The organism is Bartonella sp. AP21QHHD, from assembly GCF_042196205.1.
Taxonomy (GTDB): domain Bacteria; phylum Pseudomonadota; class Alphaproteobacteria; order Rhizobiales; family Rhizobiaceae; genus Bartonella.
In genome coordinates this window covers 1-20,325 of record NZ_JBHIPT010000102.1, presented here as the reverse complement: position 1 = coordinate 20,325, position 20,325 = coordinate 1, and the positions used below count along the sequence as shown (strand labels likewise).

At 33.9% G+C, this 20,325-nt stretch carries 17 protein-coding genes and 5 pseudogenes; 10 read left to right on the top strand and 12 right to left on the bottom strand.

Annotated features, from left to right (window positions below; genetic code table 11):
- Positions 1-77 precede the first annotated feature (77 nt).
- Both ACFIMC_RS06545 and ACFIMC_RS06540 read left to right on the top strand, forming a co-directional pair.
- Positions 78-2,036, top strand: a pseudogene (locus ACFIMC_RS06545) (DEAD/DEAH box helicase); the annotation flags it as partial.
- Positions 2,037-2,412: 376 nt separating this feature from the next.
- The gene (locus ACFIMC_RS06540; protein ID WP_375680840.1) at positions 2,413-3,351 is read left to right on the top strand and encodes a COG2958 family protein; all 939 of its coding nucleotides are present in this window, start codon (positions 2,413-2,415) and stop codon (positions 3,349-3,351) included.
- 643 nt (positions 3,352-3,994) lie between these two features.
- Here ACFIMC_RS06540 and sodC read toward each other — a convergent pair.
- The 4 genes from sodC to ACFIMC_RS06520 all read right to left on the bottom strand — a co-directional run bounded on the left by sodC (position 3,995) and on the right by ACFIMC_RS06520 (position 7,357).
- Positions 3,995-4,522 carry a superoxide dismutase [Cu-Zn] SodC gene (gene sodC / locus ACFIMC_RS06535; RefSeq protein WP_375634661.1) on the bottom strand — a complete coding sequence of 176 codons (528 nt, stop codon included), beginning with the start codon at positions 4,520-4,522 and terminating at the stop codon, positions 3,995-3,997.
- 453 nt (positions 4,523-4,975) lie between these two features.
- Entirely contained in the window at positions 4,976-5,299 is a 324-nt protein-coding gene (locus tag ACFIMC_RS06530) for a hypothetical protein (protein ID WP_375634660.1), read from the bottom strand.
- Positions 5,277-5,621 (bottom strand): hypothetical protein, encoded by a 345-nt coding sequence (locus tag ACFIMC_RS06525; protein WP_375611907.1) that lies wholly within the window; start codon positions 5,619-5,621, stop codon positions 5,277-5,279. Before ACFIMC_RS06525 ends, ACFIMC_RS06530 begins: the two co-directional genes overlap by 23 nt.
- A gap of 509 nt (positions 5,622-6,130) precedes the next feature.
- On the bottom strand, positions 6,131-7,357 hold the full coding sequence (locus ACFIMC_RS06520) for a UbiH/UbiF family hydroxylase (RefSeq protein ID WP_375634659.1): 1,227 nt from the start codon (positions 7,355-7,357) through the stop codon (positions 6,131-6,133).
- A 185-nt stretch (positions 7,358-7,542) separates the two neighbouring features.
- Between ACFIMC_RS06520 and pcsA the strand changes: the two genes are divergently transcribed.
- The 3 genes from pcsA to ACFIMC_RS06505 are packed head-to-tail and all read left to right on the top strand — an operon-like array spanning position 7,543 to position 9,839.
- Positions 7,543-8,361, top strand: coding sequence for a phosphatidylcholine synthase (gene pcsA, locus ACFIMC_RS06515; RefSeq protein WP_375634087.1), 819 nt, complete (start codon positions 7,543-7,545; stop codon positions 8,359-8,361).
- A 21-nt stretch (positions 8,362-8,382) separates the two neighbouring features.
- Entirely contained in the window at positions 8,383-9,429 is a 1,047-nt protein-coding gene (locus ACFIMC_RS06510; RefSeq protein ID WP_375634658.1) for an enoyl-CoA hydratase/isomerase family protein, read from the top strand.
- Entirely contained in the window at positions 9,426-9,839 is a 414-nt protein-coding gene (locus tag ACFIMC_RS06505) for a DUF6163 family protein (RefSeq protein ID WP_375634091.1), read from the top strand. Before ACFIMC_RS06510 ends, ACFIMC_RS06505 begins: the two co-directional genes overlap by 4 nt.
- Before the next feature lie 285 nt (positions 9,840-10,124).
- Here ACFIMC_RS06505 and ACFIMC_RS06500 read toward each other — a convergent pair.
- The 7 genes and pseudogenes from ACFIMC_RS06500 to ACFIMC_RS06470 form a co-directional block, all read right to left on the bottom strand.
- Positions 10,125-10,483, bottom strand: a pseudogene (locus ACFIMC_RS06500) (hypothetical protein).
- A 108-nt stretch (positions 10,484-10,591) separates the two neighbouring features.
- Positions 10,592-11,401, bottom strand: a complete 810-nt coding sequence (locus tag ACFIMC_RS06495) for an MBL fold metallo-hydrolase (protein WP_375672139.1) — start codon at positions 11,399-11,401, stop codon at positions 10,592-10,594.
- 10 nt (positions 11,402-11,411) lie between these two features.
- Entirely contained in the window at positions 11,412-12,185 is a 774-nt protein-coding gene (locus ACFIMC_RS06490) for a TatD family hydrolase (protein WP_375672140.1), read from the bottom strand.
- Entirely contained in the window at positions 12,175-13,734 is a 1,560-nt protein-coding gene (metG, locus tag ACFIMC_RS06485; protein WP_375628119.1) for a methionine--tRNA ligase, read from the bottom strand. The genes ACFIMC_RS06490 and metG overlap by 11 nt, the downstream gene beginning before the upstream one ends.
- A 76-nt stretch (positions 13,735-13,810) precedes the next feature.
- Positions 13,811-14,854, bottom strand: a complete 1,044-nt coding sequence (locus ACFIMC_RS06480) for a DNA polymerase III subunit delta' (protein ID WP_375628120.1) — start codon at positions 14,852-14,854, stop codon at positions 13,811-13,813.
- Complete coding sequence (tmk, locus tag ACFIMC_RS06475; protein WP_375628124.1) at positions 14,851-15,495, bottom strand: dTMP kinase; 645 nt, start codon at positions 15,493-15,495, stop codon at positions 14,851-14,853. The genes ACFIMC_RS06480 and tmk overlap by 4 nt, the downstream gene beginning before the upstream one ends.
- 28 nt (positions 15,496-15,523) lie before the next feature.
- Entirely contained in the window at positions 15,524-16,687 is a 1,164-nt protein-coding gene (locus ACFIMC_RS06470; protein ID WP_375672142.1) for a D-alanyl-D-alanine carboxypeptidase family protein, read from the bottom strand.
- Positions 16,688-17,130: 443 nt separating this feature from the next.
- On the opposite strand from ACFIMC_RS06470, the pseudogene ACFIMC_RS06465 reads away from it, so the two are divergent.
- The 3 genes and pseudogenes from ACFIMC_RS06465 (at position 17,131) to ACFIMC_RS06455 (ending at position 18,833) form a co-directional block, all read left to right on the top strand.
- A pseudogene (locus tag ACFIMC_RS06465) lies at positions 17,131-18,177 on the top strand (tyrosine-type recombinase/integrase).
- Between the two features lie 208 nt (positions 18,178-18,385).
- Positions 18,386-18,586 (top strand): helix-turn-helix transcriptional regulator, encoded by a 201-nt coding sequence (locus ACFIMC_RS06460; protein ID WP_375668607.1) that lies wholly within the window; start codon positions 18,386-18,388, stop codon positions 18,584-18,586.
- 97 nt (positions 18,587-18,683) lie between these two features.
- On the top strand, positions 18,684-18,833 hold the full coding sequence (locus tag ACFIMC_RS06455) for a hypothetical protein (protein ID WP_375668606.1): 150 nt from the start codon (positions 18,684-18,686) through the stop codon (positions 18,831-18,833).
- Here the strand turns inward: ACFIMC_RS06455 and ACFIMC_RS06450 are convergent.
- Positions 18,817-19,076: pseudogene (locus ACFIMC_RS06450) on the bottom strand (recombinase family protein); the annotation flags it as partial. The gene ACFIMC_RS06455 and the pseudogene ACFIMC_RS06450 overlap by 17 nt on opposite strands.
- A gap of 205 nt (positions 19,077-19,281) precedes the next feature.
- Between ACFIMC_RS06450 and ACFIMC_RS06445 the strand changes: the two are divergent.
- Together ACFIMC_RS06445 and ACFIMC_RS06440 are read left to right on the top strand one after the other, a co-directional pair.
- Entirely contained in the window at positions 19,282-19,587 is a 306-nt protein-coding gene (locus ACFIMC_RS06445; RefSeq protein WP_375668605.1) for a hypothetical protein, read from the top strand.
- 393 nt (positions 19,588-19,980) lie between these two features.
- A pseudogene (locus tag ACFIMC_RS06440) lies at positions 19,981-20,325 on the top strand (hypothetical protein); the annotation flags it as partial.

The following is a 20,325-nucleotide window of genomic DNA, read 5'->3' as shown; positions in this document are numbered from 1 at the left end:
TAGAATAAGAAAATCTTACTATATTCAGTCCTCTCATTCAATATGCAAAACAGTGAATTATCATTATAAATCAATGTGTTGCCGAAGCTATGAGAGATGGTTTTGTAAAAGAGCTTGCTGTTGCTACACGTAAAGATTTTCAACCTCAAAATTATACATCTGAACAATTAGAACATATCAAATTACAAGATGCAATTCATGCCCATGAAAACGTGAAAGCTGATTTAATTGTCTATGCAAAAGATTATAACAAAAAGTTCGTTAAGCCTTTTATTTTAGTTGTCGCTCAAGATACAAATCATGCACAGAAATTGCGTGATTTATTGGAATCAGATGATTTTTTTGCAGGAGCTTATAAGGGAAAAGTTATAGAGATTCATACAAAACAGTCGAATATAGAAGAAGATCAAAATATTCAAAAGCTGATTGCAATTGAAGATTCTCATGACCCAACAGAAATTGTTATTCACGTTAATAAATTAAAGGAGGGGTGGGATGTTACGAATCTCTATACTATTGTACCGTTGCGTGCATCGGCTTCAGAAATTTTAACAGAGCAAACAATTGGGCGTGGATTGCGTTTGCCTTATGGGTATAGAACAGGCGTGGAAGCTATTGATCGTTTAACAATTATTGCGCATGATCGTTTTCAAGATATTATTGATCGTGCAAACGATCCAAACTCAATTATAAAAAAGCATATTGAGATTGGAACAGGAGGGAATATCCCCTTTGAAAAGACCGATATAGTGACAGTTCCAAGTCAAGTAGAAGCTTTATTGATGCAAACGATGGTAATACGTAATTCCGATATAAATGGAGCATCTTCTGATTTACAAGGTATCATATTACGTCATACAGATTCCCCTACATTAACACCTGAAGAGCAAGATATTGCAGCGATCGCGTGGGATCTTATCAAAGAGAATGATAAATTGCCAAGTTCTCAAATGCTTTGTTCTGCACAGATACAAGAAAAAATTGCTAATAAAGTTATGAATATTAAGCCTTCATCACAAAAGTCTCTTGTATCAAAAGTGGTGACAATTCTGACAAAACAATTAACAGAACTGATAATAGATATTCCAAATATTATACTCATACCTTTGCGTGATGTTACTTATGGTTTTTATGACTTTGATTTAAAAAATCTAGAAAGCTTAAATTTTCAACCTGTTAGTAAAGAACTTTTAATTCGAGAATTGCGTACCCATAAAAGCATTTTTCTCACATCTAAGAATGAATATGTCAAAGAGCCTTATCTTGAAAACTACATCATTCGTGGTTTGATTGATAATGACTTTGTCGATTATGATAACCATACGCTCTTATTACGAAAATTAGCTAGTCAGATGGTAGAACATTTCCGATCTTATTTACCCAATGATACAGCTGTTGAGAACGTATTAATTCACTATCAGCACAAGCTTACTAGTTTTATTGTTGCGCAATTAAGAGAACATCAATGGGAAACGCAAAAAGATTATGCGGTTAAAGTTACACGGGGTTTTACAGCTTTATCACCTATCCATTATGTGTTACCGCAAGGGATGTCTCCTCTTGATTTTCGTAATATTCCTGCCATTAAAAGTGATATTAAAAAACTTGTATTCAGCGGCTTTAGAAAATGCTGTTATCCTTTACAAAAGTTTGATTCAGTAGAAGGGGAATTACGATTTGCTCAAATATTAGAGGATGATGCACAAGTCTTGAAATGGATGAAACCCGCTCGAGGTTTTTTCAAGATAGAATATGATAAAGGATCAATCTATGAACCAGACTTTGTTGTAGAAACGAAGGATGCCAAATATCTTTGTGAGCCTAAAAAAGCCTCTGAAATGCAAAATCCTATTGTTTTAAAAAAGAGAGAAGCTGCAGTTCAATGGTGTTGTCATGCAACGCGCTATGCGGCGACTTATGGCGATAAAAAATGGTATTATGTTCTTATTCCCCATGATGTTATTAAAGCAAATAGTAGTTTTGAAGGTTTGTGTGCGGAGTTTACCATTTCAGAATCTATACTTGAGAGCTTATAACTTTTTGCTTCAAAAATAAAACACATAAGTTTTTTAATTGACGGGTGTGAGGTTTAATCAAATGTTTGAATAATTATTTTTAACTTTTTTCTAACGACGTTAAAATAAAAAGAAAAATGTATAGAAAAGTTATACAAGATTATGCTTTTTTATGGTGATTTGTAGTACATTTACAATTTTTTATAAAAGTACAATCTTATTTTCGTTATGTGAAAAGATCTTTGAGTTATAGTTATAAATTAAAAAAATATTTTAATTTTATTGAGTAATTTAATAAATGTTCTTTTTTTAAAAAACTTAAACAGTTTATTGTTCTTTCATTTAAAACGCCTGAATATAATGAAATACCCAGAGGATAAAAGGGGGAGTTTTTCATATGACTTTAAATTTAACAAACACTGTTTTTAATTTTTTAAAGAAAAACCCGACAAAAAAGTTTACAGCTCGAGAAATTGCTCAATGGATATTTGAAAATTACCCAGAAAAATGCCGTCAAAAACAAAAGCATTCAACGGCGATAATCAATCCCCTTAATAGTGATGCAGCTCTTATTCAGCAAATTGTTGCTGAAATAGGATCGCAGCGCCCTCAATTACAAAAGCGTTATCCAGAAATTAAAACCACTGAAGGACGACCGAGACAATATTATTTTACTGAACAAACAGATAGTGCTGAAATTGATGCAATAGAGGACAATGCAAAGAGTAGAACAGAAGATGGCTCTGTTAAAGAGCATGATCTTTATCCATTATTATCTAAATTTTTATGGTCAGAGCTTGCAGTTTATAGCAAGCGTATTAATGAGAAATGTTCTCGTAATAAACATGGTGCAGGCGGAAATAAATGGCTTTATCCAGATCTCGTAGGGATGCAAGATTTAAGCAAGGAATGGAATCGTGAAATCAAAGCCTGTATTTTGCAATATTTTGATAAAAAGACAAAGCTTTGGTCTTTTGAAGTAAAAATTCTCATCAATCGTTCAAATTTACGAAAAGCATTTTTTCAAACAGTTAGTAATTCTTCATGGGCTAATTTGAGTTATTTAGTTGCTAGTGAAATTGAAGGAGTTGATACATTAAAAGAGCTTCGGATGCTTTCAAGTTTGCATGGAATTGGATTTATAAGACTTAATAAGGAAAACTCTTCCGAGAGTGAGATCTTAATTCCTGCCAAAGAACGTAGTGATATTGATTGGGATACTGCTAATAGATTAGTGGAGGAAAACGAAGATTTTCTTGATTATATTAAGCTCATTCGTCAATTTTATCAAACTGGTGAGATGCGTCCTCTAGATTGGGATCATATGTATCTATGAGGGGTATTTTTAAAAAGACTCTATTGTTTAAAAGCTTTTTTTCAGAATGATGAAAATTACTCTAACTATTTTATTTGTCTTATTATATTGGTATAATATGTTGATTTACTAATGATAATTAGTCTTTAAACTTAAATGAGGGGAATGAATATCCTAGTATTCAATCCTTTCAAACCATCTCATATTGATATTGTATCAATTAAAATTTTTCTCACGTACCTCATGAGTAGGGTTGAGTAGGGGAAGAGTAAAAATTCTGTTTTAAGCCTGTTCTATTTTGTGCATTGAGCGTGATTCCATTAAATACTAGACTTAATGATTATAATTTATTATAAATTTGCTATTATAGAGGGTGAAATTCGACTTTTTTGCTTTGTTTACATCAAGCATGGAAAATATTACTTCCTCATATTGAAGTCTTCTTACGGAGAATTTACACTACTATTTCTTTAATTTCCATTGCTGTTCGTTTTGATGATTACTAAGCTTTTTGTTATCCGAAGTAAACATTCAAAAAAACATTAATTTTATAAAATATTCACACAGTTTACTCAATTTCTTGAAATAGATTTAAAAAATAAATTTCTCTCACACCTTATGGTAAAGGGAGTGTGTACTGTCGCAGTCTGCCACAATACTCTCTTTATTTTTCAATAATACCGCACGCTAAACGTGCTCCACCTCCGCCAAGCGGTAATGGTTTATCTGATTGATTATCAGCCCCTAAATGAATGACTAAAGAGCGCCCTTTAATTTCAGAGATTTTTTTTAATCGTGGAGCAAGAACGCTCATTATGGCATATCCCTGCTTATCAACATAAAGTGCTGGTAAATCACCAAGATGACCATTGACATTATAAGGTCCTAAATGTTTTCCGGTATGTTCCGGATCATAATGTCCACCTGCGCTTCCACCAATTATACCATCTTTTGTATCACATAAAGGATTTACATGTACATGAAAACCATGCATTCCTTCTGATAAAGTAGATAAATTAGGGATGAAAATCAAACCGTATGTGGTTTCTTCAATTTTAATGCTACCAATAGCCTTTTTGGAATTGTTATCTTCTAATTTATAAATATTTACTTGTTTTGATAGTGCTAATGCAGAATTTTTATGAATTAAAAATGCCATAAAAAACAATAATGATAATAATATTTTTTTCATGAAGTACCTTTATACTTATCTTTAAATAGATTATTATCTATAAATAATAATCTATACTAATTATATGTTATATAAGTGTCTTAAATTGAACTTTAAGAAAAATAATTTACATAGAAATATTAGTTTTTATAAAGAGCAAATAAATTAAAGTATGTTTATATATATTTCTGAACATAAATTTTATTTTTTGATCTATAAAAAATACAGCTTTTATGGATGGATAATTATATCTCACTTACATTTCTTCAAGAGATGTTTTTAAAAAATCTACTTTTTGAGGTATAATAAGAAATTAAATAAGGAATTTTAGTAAGTTAGATGTTATTTCATTTATAATATGATAATCGTTTCATCAAAAAAAGAACATATAATTTGTTGATGATTTAATTGTTTTTCATAGAAAAAATGACGAGAAATTTCTATGCATTATGTAATTTATAAGAGAAAAAATTATTATGATTCATATAAATTTCCCAATAAAATACAGCATATACCGACACTCCCTCCCATTCCTGATCCTATCAGTGCTCCTATTATTATTCCGGAAGAAAGTGCTACTCCTATACCCATTGCGATAACTGGACCAAATCCAGGAAGAGCAATATAACCATAAGCTGCAAGAATTGCCGCGATAGCTCCTGATATGCTACCATTTAAACCGCCAATGAAAGCAAATTCTTTAATAGAATGGCAGTACTTTTTTAATTTTTTTTTCTTACAGCTGTGAAAAGAAACGTTGCTGTAAGTTTTTAAATCAATCATATTCTTTTCTTTCATTTTGAATGCTAACTGTTCCTGAATAGTCAACGGATACGAAAAAATGGGACTTTTTAAATTTTACTAAAGCACGCCAGATACCATTGTCATCTAAGCGCAATCGTTTAATATTCTCAAAACCATTTTGCATAAGACAATTTTTAACTTGTGAGGCAGTAAATGAGTTCTGACCTATTTTAGTGACCTTTTGAGTAGAGCTATAGGTAAAGGTTTGACAATAAGGAAGGTGAAAAACTTCACTTATTGAAGTCGTGACTATCAACGAGACACATGCAATCATTATAAAAAAAGTACTTAATTTCAAAAAATTATTTAGTGTCATCTTGTTACCATTTGTTGAAACAACACTTCATTAACCTCTGTGTTACTAACAGGTTCCAAAGATGATTTTATTTTTAATATTATACTTAACAATAAAAATTTTTGAAAATATATTGATTAAATAAAACCGTTTTTTTTATTTATTTTCTTATTAAAATTAATTTTATAAAATAACTTTTTCAAAACGGTATTATTTTTCATTTTCTTTATAGTGCTAAATTTAACAGCTATGATTTAGCAAGATATCTTTATAATTTAATTTGTAGTATATAATTCAGTTTTCTCTTATTTCATATCAACATACTAAATATATATAATAATTTTTAATAAAAAATAATTTACAGTTATATTAATTATAACATGTTATTATTATAAATAAATCAAATAAATATAATTAATTATTTTAATATAATTTGTTACTTCTTATAAAGAACAAAAATATTTTTTATATCAGTAATAGATATGATTGCAAAATGCAATTTATTATTTTACGTTATTATCCATTATTGCTTAGTAGAGCTGTTTTGATGTTTTTGTTGGAAATATTTGCATAATTTCCTTAAATCCATAACCGGGATACATTCCTTCGCGCATAAATAAATTACGTAATGGTGGGAAACTATGCAACAAACCAAGCCCAATGCTTCGTATGATATGAACAGGCAACATATGAGAAAGTAGAGCAGAGTTCAGTGTATGAACAGCTCCACTTCGGATTAATATATCTGGTTTGCGGCATTTGTTATAATGTGCAACAATCATTTCAGAGTTAGAATTGGATATTTTATTGGGTAAAATATCAATTAAAGTTTGGACATCACGGAATCCTAAATTCAATCCCTGTGCTCCAATAGGGGGAAAAACATGAGCGGCTTCACCCACTAAAATTGTTCGATTAGCAGCAAAATGATGAGAAAGAAGTCCGAAAATCGGCCATGCTTGAATTGATGTTTCTAAGCTTAGCTTTCCAAGCATTGATTGCATTTGGTTTTCGATCATTTTTGCAATTGTTTTTGGTTCTATATTTAATAATTCCTCAGCGCGGGAAGGATGAACAACCCATACAAGACTAGATCTTCGTCCTGGTAGTGGAACCTGTGTAAATGGACCGTGTTCTGTATGAAATTCAGTTGATGTATTTTGATGAGAAAACTCATGAGAAAAGTTGAGAACAAGTGCTTTTTGTGGATAATTCCACTGTTTCACACTTATCCCTGCTGCGGCACGTGTAAGAGAGTGACGTCCATCAGCTGCAACAACAAGTGGTGCTTGAATAATTCTATGATCAGCAAGAGTAATGCATACATGGTTTTTTGTGTGATGAACAGATTTGGCAGCAGAAACAAATCTTATAATATTGGGCGTATGTGTAACAGCGTCGACTAAAGCACTGTTCAATTTTACATTAGGTATATTATAGCCAAAAGCTTTTTCGCCAATTTCAGTAGAAGAAAAATGCACCGTAGGAGCATGCACAATTCTAGAAGTTATATCTATAATTCTCATGGACGATAAAGCAGCTGCATGTTTTTGAAGATTATCCCAAATATTGAGTTTTTGAAGCGTGCGTATTGCGGGCATCATAAGAGCCGTTGTCCGTAACTCATCTGTATGAGCAGGGGGCCCAACAAGAAAAACAGAAAACCCCTTCTGTGCAAGACTCAGCGCGGCTAACATTCCGACAGGACCTGCACCAATAACAGCAATATCTTTATGCTCTTCCTTTTCAAATATCACAACGATTTGAACCTTTATTCATTGAGAAAATATTTTAACATTTCCAAATGATCTCTCTCTTTTTATTATATGAAGCTCTTCTATTATTATAGTATGTAATAAATAATGCGATATAAAAAAGTAACCTTTTTATGATTTTTTTAAATGCTGAGTTATATCATCGTTAAAAAATGGCGTATTGATAGATGGTTGAAGACTTTAAAAACGAGGATAAGAAAACCTTGAAACGTAAATTAACAAAGAAAATCAAAACAAATGCTAAATTATTACGCCATAAAAAAGTAACAATGCCACAAGCAAAGGCCTTTTCCGTTCATTTACTGACAGCTTCGGGATCATTTTTAGCGTTTCTTTCTCTTATATCAGCCTCTCAAAAAGAATGGACAGCTATGTTCTGTTGGCTTGGGCTTGCTCTTCTCGTTGATGGTATAGATGGACCAATTGCACGCAAACTTGATGTTAAATACGTTCTTCCAACATGGTCTGGAGAGCTGTTAGATAATATTATTGATTACGTGACTTATGTCTTAATTCCTGCCTTTGCACTCTATCAAAGTGGTTTCATGGGGGTAGGGTTATCATTTTCATTGAGTGCAATTATTGTTATTTCATCTGCTATTTATTATGCAGATACTAGTATGAAAACCAAAGAAAACTTTTTTAAAGGATTTCCTGTTGTTTGGAATATGATGATTTTTACGCTTTTTGTCGTCAGACCAGGAGAGTGGATTACTTTTATCATTATTGTTTTATCGGCGATTATATCTTTTTTGCCAATTTATTTTATTCATCCAGTAAGAGTCCTTCGTTTACGTAGAATTAATTTTCCCATTTTTCTCTTATGGTGTTTTTTTGGTGTTTCTGCCTTCTTTTATCAACTAGAGGCTCCCTATTGGGTTAAAATAGGAATTTCGGTAACAGGAATTTATATATATTGTATTGGCGCAATCATGCAAACATTTCCTAAACTTGGGGAAAAAAGTATAAAAAAAACAATGAAATAATTGTTTTAAGAAGGGTGTGAGATGCAAATTAATTTTGGAGCAGATGATGATATTTCTTTTACGAAAGAAGGGCGTGCTGGTATTATAAAGCTCACACGTCCTTCAGCATTAAACGCTCTTAATCAACGAATGGTTTCAGCTTTAAAAAAAGCTCTCAGAACATGGGAAATAGATGATAATGTTTTTTGTGTCTTAATTGAAGGGGAGGGGCGTGCTTTTTGTGCTGGTGGAGATGTTGTAGAAATCTATCATATGGGGAAAAGTACTGCTTCTTGTCAATACTTTAGGAATGAATATAGTTTAAATGCTTATATCAAACATTTTTCAAAGCCCTACATTTCTTTCTTAAACGGTATTTGGATGGGAGGTGGGGTAGGTATTTCTCTCTATGGCTCGCATCGAATTGTTACAGAAAATACAGTTTTTGCTATGCCAGAAGGTGCGATTGGATTTTTTCCAGATGTAGGTGCAAGTTTTTTCTTACCATCTCTTCCCAATCATTTTGGTATCTATCTTGCATTAACGGGCGCATGTATAAAGTGGGGAGATTGCTTAAATTTAGGATTAGCAACACACGCCGTTGCTGAAACTGAATTCGATATGATTAGAAAAGCTGTTATTGAGCAAGGAGATCCTACTTTAGCTTTAAACGAGCGAGCAATTACAAAAGACTATGAAACAAGTCATGAAATACGTTGTATTATTAACACTTGTTTTAGTGCCCATACCTTAGAAGAATGTCTTGAGTTGCTACATAAAAAAAGCAATGAAGATGTTTTATTTGCTAAAGAATGTTATGATATTTTGCAGTCACGTTCTCCGACAAGTTTAAAAGTTATCTGGAAACAAATGAAACAAAATTCATCTCAAACGTTGGAAGATTGTATGAAAATTGAAAACCGCATAGCGTATCATATGCTTCATTCACATGATTTTTATGAAGGTATACGTGCTATGTTAATCGATAAGGATAAAAGACCTCAATGGCAACCAGATAAACTTTCAAATGTGACAGATGAAATGGTAGATTCTTACTTCCAACCTGTTGAACAAGAGTTATTATTGTGAAAAATAATTCTCACAAACAGATTTCAAAAATCAATTTAATCTATAACTGTTACTTACGTTTTTTGGCACTTATTTGCTTAGTTCTAGGTATTTGTTATTGGATACGCCTTGTTGGTGTTTTTCCAGGTATTCTATGGCGTTTTGATCTTATGCCTTGGCAGTGGCAATTTACATCAGCTATATTGGCTATTCTCTATCCTATTGCCTTAGTTGGACTTTGGATGTATTCACTATGGGGTATCATTGTGTGGTGTATTGCAGCGTTGATTGAAGCAATAACAATATATTATTCCGATTTTATTTATCAGCCATTTGTACCATTATTTCATGGAATATTGTTTTTAGCTTTTATAGTACTACAAATTGTAATTATTTTTTTTAAAAGAGTAAAAAATAAAAAAACATTGTGATTAAAATTTTCGAGCCAGAATAACAGGCTCGATTTTCGATCTTAGTTAACTTAAGTAGCTCATTTTAAAGCTTCGTTCCTCAAAACGCTGATGCTAGTTATACTTCCTCATAAAGTTCCATAATATATATTATGCGATAATATGATACAGAAAACCCTACTTTAAAACATCATCATAATATTTATATCATACAATTTACTTTTAAAATAAAATTTGGTCTTTAAGGTATATACCTTAAAGACCAAAAATAGTGATAACGAAGTTACGTCGTATAAATAATAAAAATTACTGTACTATTTTACAACGTTTCATACGTGCAAGATCACTCAAAACAGCATTACGATTATTTAAAGCCGAAATTTCATTACTTTCACTGGATTTAGTATCCATAAAAAACAAAGCAGGTACAAATACAACACTTGCTGCTGCTAAAGCCACGTTCTTATTTCTTGCTTTAGAACGCTCTGCAATTGTATCATTAATCTGACGTTTATTAGCAAAAAACTCCCGTTGAATATCGGCACAACTCATTGTTCCGTCATGTAACGTTGTAACTGGAATATTTTTTTCTAAACGTCCCCCACATGCTGTCAAAAAAACGCTAAAACCACAATACATACACCCCGCTTAAAATTCTTATACATAAAAGCCTCATTTTTGACATAAAAAACACTAAATATGTCAAAAATGAAATAAAATAAAGGATAAATTTAAAAGTATTTTATTTAACTTAAATATTGCGCATAATAAGCTTATGCATCTGTTTCAAAAGTAAGACCTTGATATGCAGGTTTTACATAGGATGGAACGTAATTTATAACCTTATTGTAATCCAGCGATCTGTCCATATGTGTGAGTATTGCTTTTTTTGGCTTTAAATATTCTATCCACTGTAATGCTTGATCAACAGAAAAATGACTCGGATGGGATTTAAATTGAAGAGCTTCAATGATGAGAACATCCAAATCCATTAATTTGGATAAAGTTTTTTCAGGAAATTCACTAACATCCGTACAATAGGCAACATTCCCAATCCGAAAACCTAAGGAATGAATGTTTCCGTGGTGTTGTAAATGTGTATTGACGCTTATTTCTCCGCCCTGCCCCTGAATAATAAATTGGCTATCTTCATTGATAAGATGCTCTTTTAAAATGGGAGAATAAGATGAATCTTTTGGAGTTTGAAAACAATATCCGAAAGCACTTTTGAGATGCTCTAGTGTAAATCTGTCGGCATAGATATCTATTAAACATTTTTGTGCAAGTGCATAGCTGCGTAAATCATCAATACCGTGGATATGGTCTGCATGAGAATGCGTGTAAAGAGCAGCATCAAGATGGCTTACACGCGCATCGATCATTTGTGAGCGAAAATCTGGACCTGTATCAATAACGATCGTTGTTTTGCCTCCTGAAGGTTTAATACGTTCAACTAATAAAGAACTTCTGTAGCGTTTATTTTTAGGGTTATTCGGATCACATGTTCCCCAATCACCATTAGGTCTTGGCACTCCTGGAGAAGGACCACAACCTAATATTGTAAATCGGTATTGATCACACATATCTTTTGCCTTATTTCATTTTGCTAAATAAACGAAAAGCATTACGCGTTGTTATTTGAGCTATTTCTTCAATGCTTAAGCCAATTGTTTCAGCCAAAACAGCTGCTGTATAACATACAAAAGATGGTTCATTTGTTTTGCCCCGATGGGGACTAGGTGCTAAAAATGGAGCATCTGTTTCCACTAACAAATGCTCATGGGGCACAATTTTTGCTATTTCACGGATTTCAAGTGCGTTTTTAAAAGTAAGAATACCCGAAAAAGAAATATAACCACCAAGTTCAATTCCAGCACGAGCAAGTTGCATTCCAGACGAATAACAATGAAGGATAAAGGGAAAAGCTCCTTCTTTTGTCTGTTCACGTAATATTTTCTCCATATCGATATCGGCATTGCGTGAATGTATAACAAGAGGAATCTGTGTTTCTCGAGAAGCAATGATATGTTCATGAAAAACTTTCTTTTGCTCTTCTGGAGTAGAATAATCATAATGATAATCAAGCCCCCCTTCCCCAAACGCAACAATTTTAGGGTGATTCGAGAGCTGTATAAGCTCTTCCGCTGTAATATTTTGTTCTTCATGCGCATGATTGGGGTGTGTTCCAACGGAACAAAAGACTTGATCATAGCTTTGCGCAATGGCTAACAGCTTATCTAACTTATAAACATGGGTTGAAATTGTTATCATACGTTTAACGTCAGCATCTAAAGCCCGTTGGATAACATTATCCAAATCTTGTGAAAAATCTTCAAAATCAAGATGACAATGTGTATCAATCAACATGATGAGTATCTTCTTTCTTCAAGATATAACGAGGAAAAATTGGTTCTGGTGGTGGAAGATCAAGCCCTTCTTGAATTTTTGAATGACTTATATGATACAATAACCGATCATCTTCAGCAACCGCAAGGCTATCAAGAAGTTTCGTTGCTGATTGGGGTATGAAAGGCAAAAGCATAATTCCTATTCTCCGCAAGATTTCTACAGTTATATAAAGAACTGTAGAAAATCGTTCTCGATCGTTTTTACGTAAACTCCAAGGTTGTTCGTTGGCAAAATAGCGATTGGCATCTGCTACAATTGAAAAAATAGCTGAAAGTGCTAAATGCATACTATAAGAAGACATAGCTTGGTGTACAGTTTCAAGTACTTGAAGAGATTGTTCTAAAAGCTGTTTATCTTGAGCTAAAAATAAAGCTGGTTTCGGGACTTGTGCATTACAATTTTTGGCAATCATAGACAAACAGCGCTGTGCTAAATTACCAAGATCGTTAGCAAGATCAGCATTAATACGGTTCACAAGGCTTTCATGACTATAACTACCATCTTGTCCGAATGGCACTTCACGGAGAAGGAAATAACGGACCTGATCAAGACCATAATGATCAACCATTTCAAAAGGATCAACGACATTTCCAATAGATTTTGACATTTTTGCACCACGATTAAGTAAAAAACCATGTGCAAAAATATTTTTAGGCAATTCAATTCCAGCAGACATTAAAAATGCCGGCCAATAGACTGCATGAAAACGAATAATATCCTTACCAATAATATGCGTATTTGCAGGCCAAAAATCACGTTTTTTTGAATTTTCATTGAAAAAACCTATTGCTGATAGATAATTTGTAAGCGCATCAACCCAGACATACATCACGTGCTTTGGATTCTCAGGAACAGCAATTCCCCAGTTAAAACTTGCGCGTGAAATAGAGATATCTTTTAAACCTGATTTGATAAAACTTATAATTTCATTACGCCGCTCAAATGGAGCAATAAAATCAGGATGTTTTTCATAATATTCAAGAAGAGCCTTTTCATAATGAGAAAGTCTAAAAAAATAACTTTCTTCTTCATTCCATTCAACTGGAGAGCCTAATTCTTTCTCACGACGGATGTTGTCTGCTCCAATTTCCGTATCTTTTTCTTCATAATAGGCTTCTTGGCGAACCGAATACCACCCCGTATAACGACCGAGATAAATATCGCCATTTGCTTCCATCTTTTTCCAAATTTCTTGACAAGCTTGATAATGGCGTTCTTCTGTCGTACGGATAAAATCATCGTTAGAACAATTTAATACTGCAAGCATTTTTTGAAACACCGCACTATTACGATCTGCAAGTTGCTGAGGTGTCATGCCTAATGCAGCTGCGGTTTGTTGCATCTTGAGACCATGCTCATCTGTACCAGAAAGAAAAAATACATTTTTTCCGTTTAACCGTTGAAAGCGGGCTAAAACATCGCTTGCAATGGCACTATAAGCATGTCCAATATGTGGAGCAGCATTAGGATAAAAAATGGGAGTTGTTATGTAATATGTGTCACGCATGTCATACTCGTTGTAAAACGCTATAAATAGAAGATATAATGACATAACGCTTGTTCATCGCATTGTCACGGAAAAACTAATTCTCATGAATGATCTTATGAACTTTAAAAAGTAAGTTAATAACAAACTGCTTTTTATCGAGATTAAACAGTTGTATTTCCTCTATTTCTTGATGAATCTCCTGCCATTTTTCCGCATATTTTTTTGAGAGAAATAAGTCTCCCTTTTCAACGAGCATGATAGCTTTTTTTTGAATTTTATTAAGAATTTCATCACAAAATTGTTGAAATTGGAATGTAGAAGAAGCAGATGAAAATGTTTGTGCAAGAGTATGTACAATTGTTGCGTTACAAACAGGTTTCTCTAGGAGAGCATCAATTGTTTTAATAACTTCAAGACCGCCATGGCAAATAAGTAAAGCGGCTTTTCGAGGGATTCCTTTAGATTTTTTAATAATCATTTCAATTGTTTTTTCATCAGGTAAATCCTGATCGGCGAAAATATGTATAATAACTTTTTTCATTTCATCGTTATTCAATGGACGAAAAGAAATTTTTTGACACCGTGAATGGATTGTTGGAAGCAATTTTCCTGAAGAATGTGCGATAATAACAAATAACGTTTTTGTAGGTGGTTCTTCAAGTATTTTGAGAATTGCATTTGCTGCATTTCTATTCATATCATCTGCAGAATCAATAATAACAATACGCCATCCATTATCTTGCGATGTTCGACTTAAAAAATGCATAATATCACGGATATCATCAACGAGTATTCCTGTTTTAAACTTTTGCGTTTTCACATCAAATCGACGTGAAATATACAAAAGACCAGGGTGACTTCCTTGTGTAATTTGGCGCCATGGGGTAGAATAAGGATCGGGTTTGAAGAAAGAACTCTGTTGAAAACTTAAAATGTTCCAAGCAAGATGAAAGGCTAATGTAGCCTTTCCAATCCCGTATTCTCCTTCAAATAATAATGCATGATGCAAACGCTCTTCTTTAAGCATTTGTGTCAAAAAATGACGCACATCCTCATGACCAAAGATAACATTGTTCTGGGATGGTGATAAAATTGTATCAATATCATCATATTGGCGTAAGGTATTTAAATTACTCATGAAAGCTGATCCAACAATACCTGATGACAAATATTTTTTATTTGATGAGCAATAGCTTCCACTGAGCCAGTGGCATCAATGACTCGAAATCTATGGGGTTCTTGTTTGGCCAATTGAAGAAAAGCCTGACGTCTTTGTTCTTGAATTTCCAACTGATCTTTTTCAAAATAATCAATTTCTTCTGTTTTTTTTCTTCGTAAATTTGCACGCTTCATACCACACATTGCTGGCATATCTAATAAAAATGTTAAATGAGGCAAAATACCATTGAGCGCAATACACTCTAAAACAGAAAGAAGAGAAGAACTGACTCTATTATTGAGTCCTTGATAAACGCGTGTAGAATCAATAAAGCGGTCACATAAAACGATTTTACCTTTTTGCAAAGAAGGTGCAATAACTTCATGAAAATGGTCAGCGCGTGCAGCTGTAAACAAAACAGCTTCAATCAACGGTCCATACTGTTGCGCCTGCCCCGACAACAAAATATGCCGGATTGCTTCTGCTCCTGGCGTTCCTCCTGGTTCTCGTGTTGTAACAACATCATAACCTTGGTGAGAGAGAAACTCAGCAAGTAAAGAAATCTGCACCGTTTTTCCTACCCCCTCCCCTCCTTCGAATGTAATAAAATAACCTGACACGTATGACCTTAACCTTATTAGCGCGTAACTACAAATATTTCCGTAACCATCCAATTGTTATTTCATAGAATGCATTTTTTACTTTTGCAAAGAAACTTCCTTCCTGAATATTCATTCCGGCAAAAACTGGTTTTTCCAGAAGAATCTTTTTATCTTCTAAAATTTGAATAACACCAACTGATTGCCCAGAAACGATGGGGGCTTTCAATGGACCATGATATTTAATTTTTGCTTTAACATTTACTTTTTTTTCATTCGAAAGCATAAAACTTATTGGTGTTTTAACAATGAGTGGAACAAAATTTTTCTTACCACCGTAAACAGAAGCACGACCAACCGTTTCTTCTTTTGTGAAAATTGTTTTGAGATCAAATGCCGTCATCCCCCATTGAAGAATGCGTTCTATTTCTTTTGTATATTTTTTACCATCTTGCAAACCATTGATTGCTAAAAAAAGACGTCGATGATTTTTAGAAATGGTGGCAACCATTGAAAAACCTTCTTTTTCACTGTAGCCAAAACCAAATCCTTCTACACCAATTTCCTTAGAAATAAGAGGGTTTTTATTACGTTGAAAAATATTATTCCATGTAAAATGAGGCTCACAATAAAGTGCATAATAATCCGGATATTCCTGAACAATATGACGTGCTAATATAATCATATCACGCACAGTTACAAATTGTCCCTCTTCGGGTAGCCCTGTAGCATTAACAAAATGACTCTGAGATAATCCGATTATTTTTGCGCGCTGATTCATCAGTTTTACAAAATGATCTTCATGTCCTGATATTCCTTCAGCAAGAATAATAGCAGCATCATTTCCATTCACAATAATTAAACCACGTAAAAGATCAGAAACACTGATTTCTGTCTTTATCTTTGCAAACATAGTGGTTGTACCGGAAGGTGCTCCACCTTTGCGCCAAGCATTTTCACTGACCTTGAATTTCTGCGTACTTTTTAATAATTCTTTTTTTAATTGATGAAATACAACTTCTGCTGTCATCAATTTTACTAATGAAGCAGGAAAAAAAGGAATATCACTTTGTTTTTCATAAAGTATTGTCTCTGTATCATCATCGAGTAATAACAGTTGTGATGCGGGAGTTTGAAAATCTTGTGCTCTCCCCCACGTATCAAATGCCAATACTCCCCATAATATCAATAAGATCCTTAATGCTGTATACATAGCTGCTCCTCCCATCCCAAAGATCAACATAAAGAATCTTATATAGGAAAAAACTTTTTTATTTCCGCAAATTAAGGAATTATTGACAACTCAAGAAAAGATTTTATTTTTATTCAGCGTTAACAAAAGTAATATGCTGCACTTTTTATCTTCCACGTAGATTCATTTTAATCTTTTAAAGTGTGAGAGACAAAAAGATTTTTTTATTTATTGTTTTATATTGATAGTACATTGATTTTTTATGATAAATTATAATATTTTAACGTGGATCTGATTAAAAATACTGTAAGATTTTTTCGTTATATTTCCTCTCATATTTAATTCAATACAATCGCTTACTTACGCGTCATAAGTAGGGTTCGTATATGGATAAAGTTATTAAAAAAGAGAGTAAAAATACTTCTTATAAACCTCTCAAGTGTTAAGAATTATCGCATAAAACATTGGGGACTTGCAAAGTGTATGATGGTGTCGATTTATATCTTCATAAGTGTAAAGATGCTGATGTCTAAAGGCGTTAACAGTTATACCATTCACGGGCGGCGCCGTGAAATGGGATTGAGTGCCTTGAGAGATGTCTCTTTACAACAAGCCCGTGAATTGGCAACTGGGTGGCGCTCTGTTTTACGTGAGGGGCGTGACCCTATTAAAGAACGTGATAAACAAAAGCGTGAAGCAATAAGCAATCTTCATTATTTAAAAGATATTGCTTTAGAGGCTTTTGAAAGTCGGAAAGCTGAATTAAAACGGGATGGGAAAGATGGACATTGGTTTTTACCTCTACGCCTTCATATTCTTCCCAAATTAGGCTGTCTGCCCGTTTCTGAGATTACCCAAACAGAGATACGCAATACCCTTGCTCCTATTTGGCATACAAAAGCTGGAGTTGCTTATAGAGCTCTTAATCGTCTTAATCTTTGNGTCATAAGGTTATTAATAGACCAGCCATGGATTGGAGAGATGTGCCGGCTTTTTATCAAACGCTTTGTCAAAAAATAACTATGACACAACTGGCTTTGCGTTTGCTTATTCTGACAGGCGTTCGCACAAATCCTTTACGTCATATCCATAAGGATCAAGTTGAGGGTAATATATGGACTATCCCTGCTGAAAATATGAAAGGCAAGCGTGATGCTACAACAGAATTTCGTGTGTCCTTATCAACAGAGGCATTAGAAGTTTTAAAACAAGCGCGCTTGCTTTCTCGCAATGATTTCTTTTTTTCTGCAACCGGTCGCGGTCCCCTCGCTGAGAAGTGTATGTATATTTACATGAGACGTAATAAACTTGAAGCCTGCCCGCATGGTTTTCGCTCTAGTTTACGCGATTGGCTCGCTGAAACAACCGATGCCCCCTATGAGGTCGCTGAAACTATTCTAAGTCATACGGTAGGTGGTAAAGTAGAGCGTGCCTATCGTCGCACTGACTATCTAGAACAGCGCCGCGTTTATATGGATAAATGGGCGGCTTATGTCACGGGTCAATCTTAAAGATATGGGGTGCATAACCCCATGATCTGTGGATAACTTTCTCTCTCTTGTCTCTCATTCTTTCTCAATAAGATTCATCACGTCTCACATAAAAAATTGTATGATAAAATATTGTTTTCTATAAATAAAATACCTTCAAAAATGAACTAAAATGTGGTTAATAAATGGTTATGATTTGTTACCATTTTTTGATAGAAAGGATTTTAGTATGACAGAAAATGATATTCTTTTAACAGACCGTGAAAGTGCAAAACTGCTTCATATGAGTGTTTCAACATTCCGCCGTCATGTGACCAATGGCTCTCTCCCAAGACCTTTAAAATTTGGTTTTTTATCCCGTTGGTTACAATCGGATCTTATCAATGTCATCGAGCAAGCAAAACAGCAACGTTATAACGACGTGGCATAAAAAAACCTTGTCACGTAAGGACGGACAAGGCTTTCTCAAATTCATCACCCTAGAGAGTGCACAATCCGTCCTGTAACGCAACGTTATAGGATTTAAAATGATGTGTTCTTTTAAGAATGCGCAGGGTATCACACGTGCCTTGCGCGGGGTTTGGCATGGGCGTTATGGAACAGCCCGTTGTCCTGCTCATGATAATAGGTTTTATCCCCTTAATAAATTGGCGTACTTTATAAATTATGCTCACTAACATCTTTAAGAATTTCTAAAACATCAAGAGAAAATCGGTTATACAAAAAACTCAGGTGTCAATAACAATCCCCTGCTCTGTTCTTTCGATTAAAGCACCAAGCTTTCCTTCTATTTATAGTTTATCTTCAATATGGAGTGAAGCAAAAGCATTTTTGTTAGCATATTCTAATAATCCAAGTTTTTGATTTTCTGTATCTTGTCCATCAGGAGAAACTCGTAAATATGCGTAAAATTGTGTCACGTTCAATAAAGACCGTCAATTAAGTGTATAAGTATCAGAAAAAACGATAAGTTTCTTTGATACAAACAATCAAAATGATCAAAGATAAAAACAGATATCTTATTTCATTTCCAAACAACAAATTGAAAAATTCATAGGAAATTTGATTGATCAGATTTAACCATTAGATTAATATTTCAAGACAGATTACAGAAAGGAATTTCCTATGCAAAAGAAATTACCCAAAAGTTATATGACGGATGCTGAACGTGAGGAGTTACGAGCAGGCGGGTTAGATCAAAACTGCATTTATACTGCTGAATCAGAAGCAGCGGACCGTGCTAATGATAGCAAAGCGGTGTGGGAATGGTTAGCAATGACTGAACCTCCAGCACATACACTTCTGTTTCTTAAAAAGCGGCATGGAGCACAATTTATTCGTGATATGGGATTTTCTACTAAAGATGCTGATAAAGAATATGGTCCCGATTGGTTAGATAAAGATGTTATCATAGGAGGTCATCATTTCTAAAGAATTTGAGGAGTTAGAACGTATTTTTGTTCGCGAAAATAACTATGTAAAAAGTCTTGATGAAGCATTGATGACCAAGAAACTACATGATGTGCGCAATGATTTGCGTAGTTATCTTCGTAACATTGAGAAAAGCGGATAGGTTACGAAACAGCTTCTCCCATGCCTTTTAAAATACTGACTTTCTTTTATACTTTTGTTAGTATATGAGAATTTTGTCGGGTGTAGCTATGCCATACAATACCCTTTCAAGGGAAAAGTGTAGCAACGGACTATTCGCCGTGTTTTGAGCGCTCGGCGCCCTTATAGGGTGTCAATTTCAAAACAATTGAACGAATAGGATATTTAGCATGAGTGCTATAGTTAATAAATTACCCCCCCGTTATCTCTTCCATTGCAAATGAAACCGCGCCTGTTGATCAGCAAGAGTCTGCAAAAAAATACGAATTTACCAATGAAAAATTCACTTTTGATGGTCTTACTTTACACCGTATACGTGCTCTAAGAGATTTCGATGATGTAAAGACGGGGTCCTTAGGCGGCTTTATTGAAAAGGAAGTTAACCTATCCCATGATGGCAATTGCTGGGTCTATGATGAGGCTTGTGTCTATGGTCATGCAAGAGTGTATGATGATGCAAAAATACGCCATTTTTCTCAAGTCTGTGGTCAAGTTTATGGCAATGCTGAAGTCTATGGAAAAGCTTTTATCTCTCAATATGCTAAAGTTTATGACCAT

Coding starts and splice junctions, on each gene's coding strand:
- ACFIMC_RS06540 (WP_375680840.1), top strand. CDS start 2,413: ATGACTTTAAATTTAACAAACACTGTTTTTAATTTTTTAAAGAAAAAC.
- sodC (WP_375634661.1), bottom strand. CDS start 4,522: ATGAAAAAAATATTATTATCATTATTGTTTTTTATGGCATTTTTAATT.
- ACFIMC_RS06530 (WP_375634660.1), bottom strand. CDS start 5,299: ATGAAAGAAAAGAATATGATTGATTTAAAAACTTACAGCAACGTTTCT.
- ACFIMC_RS06525 (WP_375611907.1), bottom strand. CDS start 5,621: ATGACACTAAATAATTTTTTGAAATTAAGTACTTTTTTTATAATGATT.
- pcsA (WP_375634087.1), top strand. CDS start 7,543: ATGGTTGAAGACTTTAAAAACGAGGATAAGAAAACCTTGAAACGTAAA.
- ACFIMC_RS06510 (WP_375634658.1), top strand. CDS start 8,383: ATGCAAATTAATTTTGGAGCAGATGATGATATTTCTTTTACGAAAGAA.
- ACFIMC_RS06495 (WP_375672139.1), bottom strand. CDS start 11,401: ATGTGTGATCAATACCGATTTACAATATTAGGTTGTGGTCCTTCTCCA.
- ACFIMC_RS06490 (WP_375672140.1), bottom strand. CDS start 12,185: ATGTTGATTGATACACATTGTCATCTTGATTTTGAAGATTTTTCACAA.
- metG (WP_375628119.1), bottom strand. CDS start 13,734: ATGCGTGACACATATTACATAACAACTCCCATTTTTTATCCTAATGCT.
- ACFIMC_RS06480 (WP_375628120.1), bottom strand. CDS start 14,854: ATGAGTAATTTAAATACCTTACGCCAATATGATGATATTGATACAATT.
- ACFIMC_RS06470 (WP_375672142.1), bottom strand. CDS start 16,687: ATGTATACAGCATTAAGGATCTTATTGATATTATGGGGAGTATTGGCA.
- ACFIMC_RS06460 (WP_375668607.1), top strand. CDS start 18,386: ATGACAGAAAATGATATTCTTTTAACAGACCGTGAAAGTGCAAAACTG.
- ACFIMC_RS06455 (WP_375668606.1), top strand. CDS start 18,684: ATGATGTGTTCTTTTAAGAATGCGCAGGGTATCACACGTGCCTTGCGC.
- ACFIMC_RS06445 (WP_375668605.1), top strand. CDS start 19,282: ATGCAAAAGAAATTACCCAAAAGTTATATGACGGATGCTGAACGTGAG.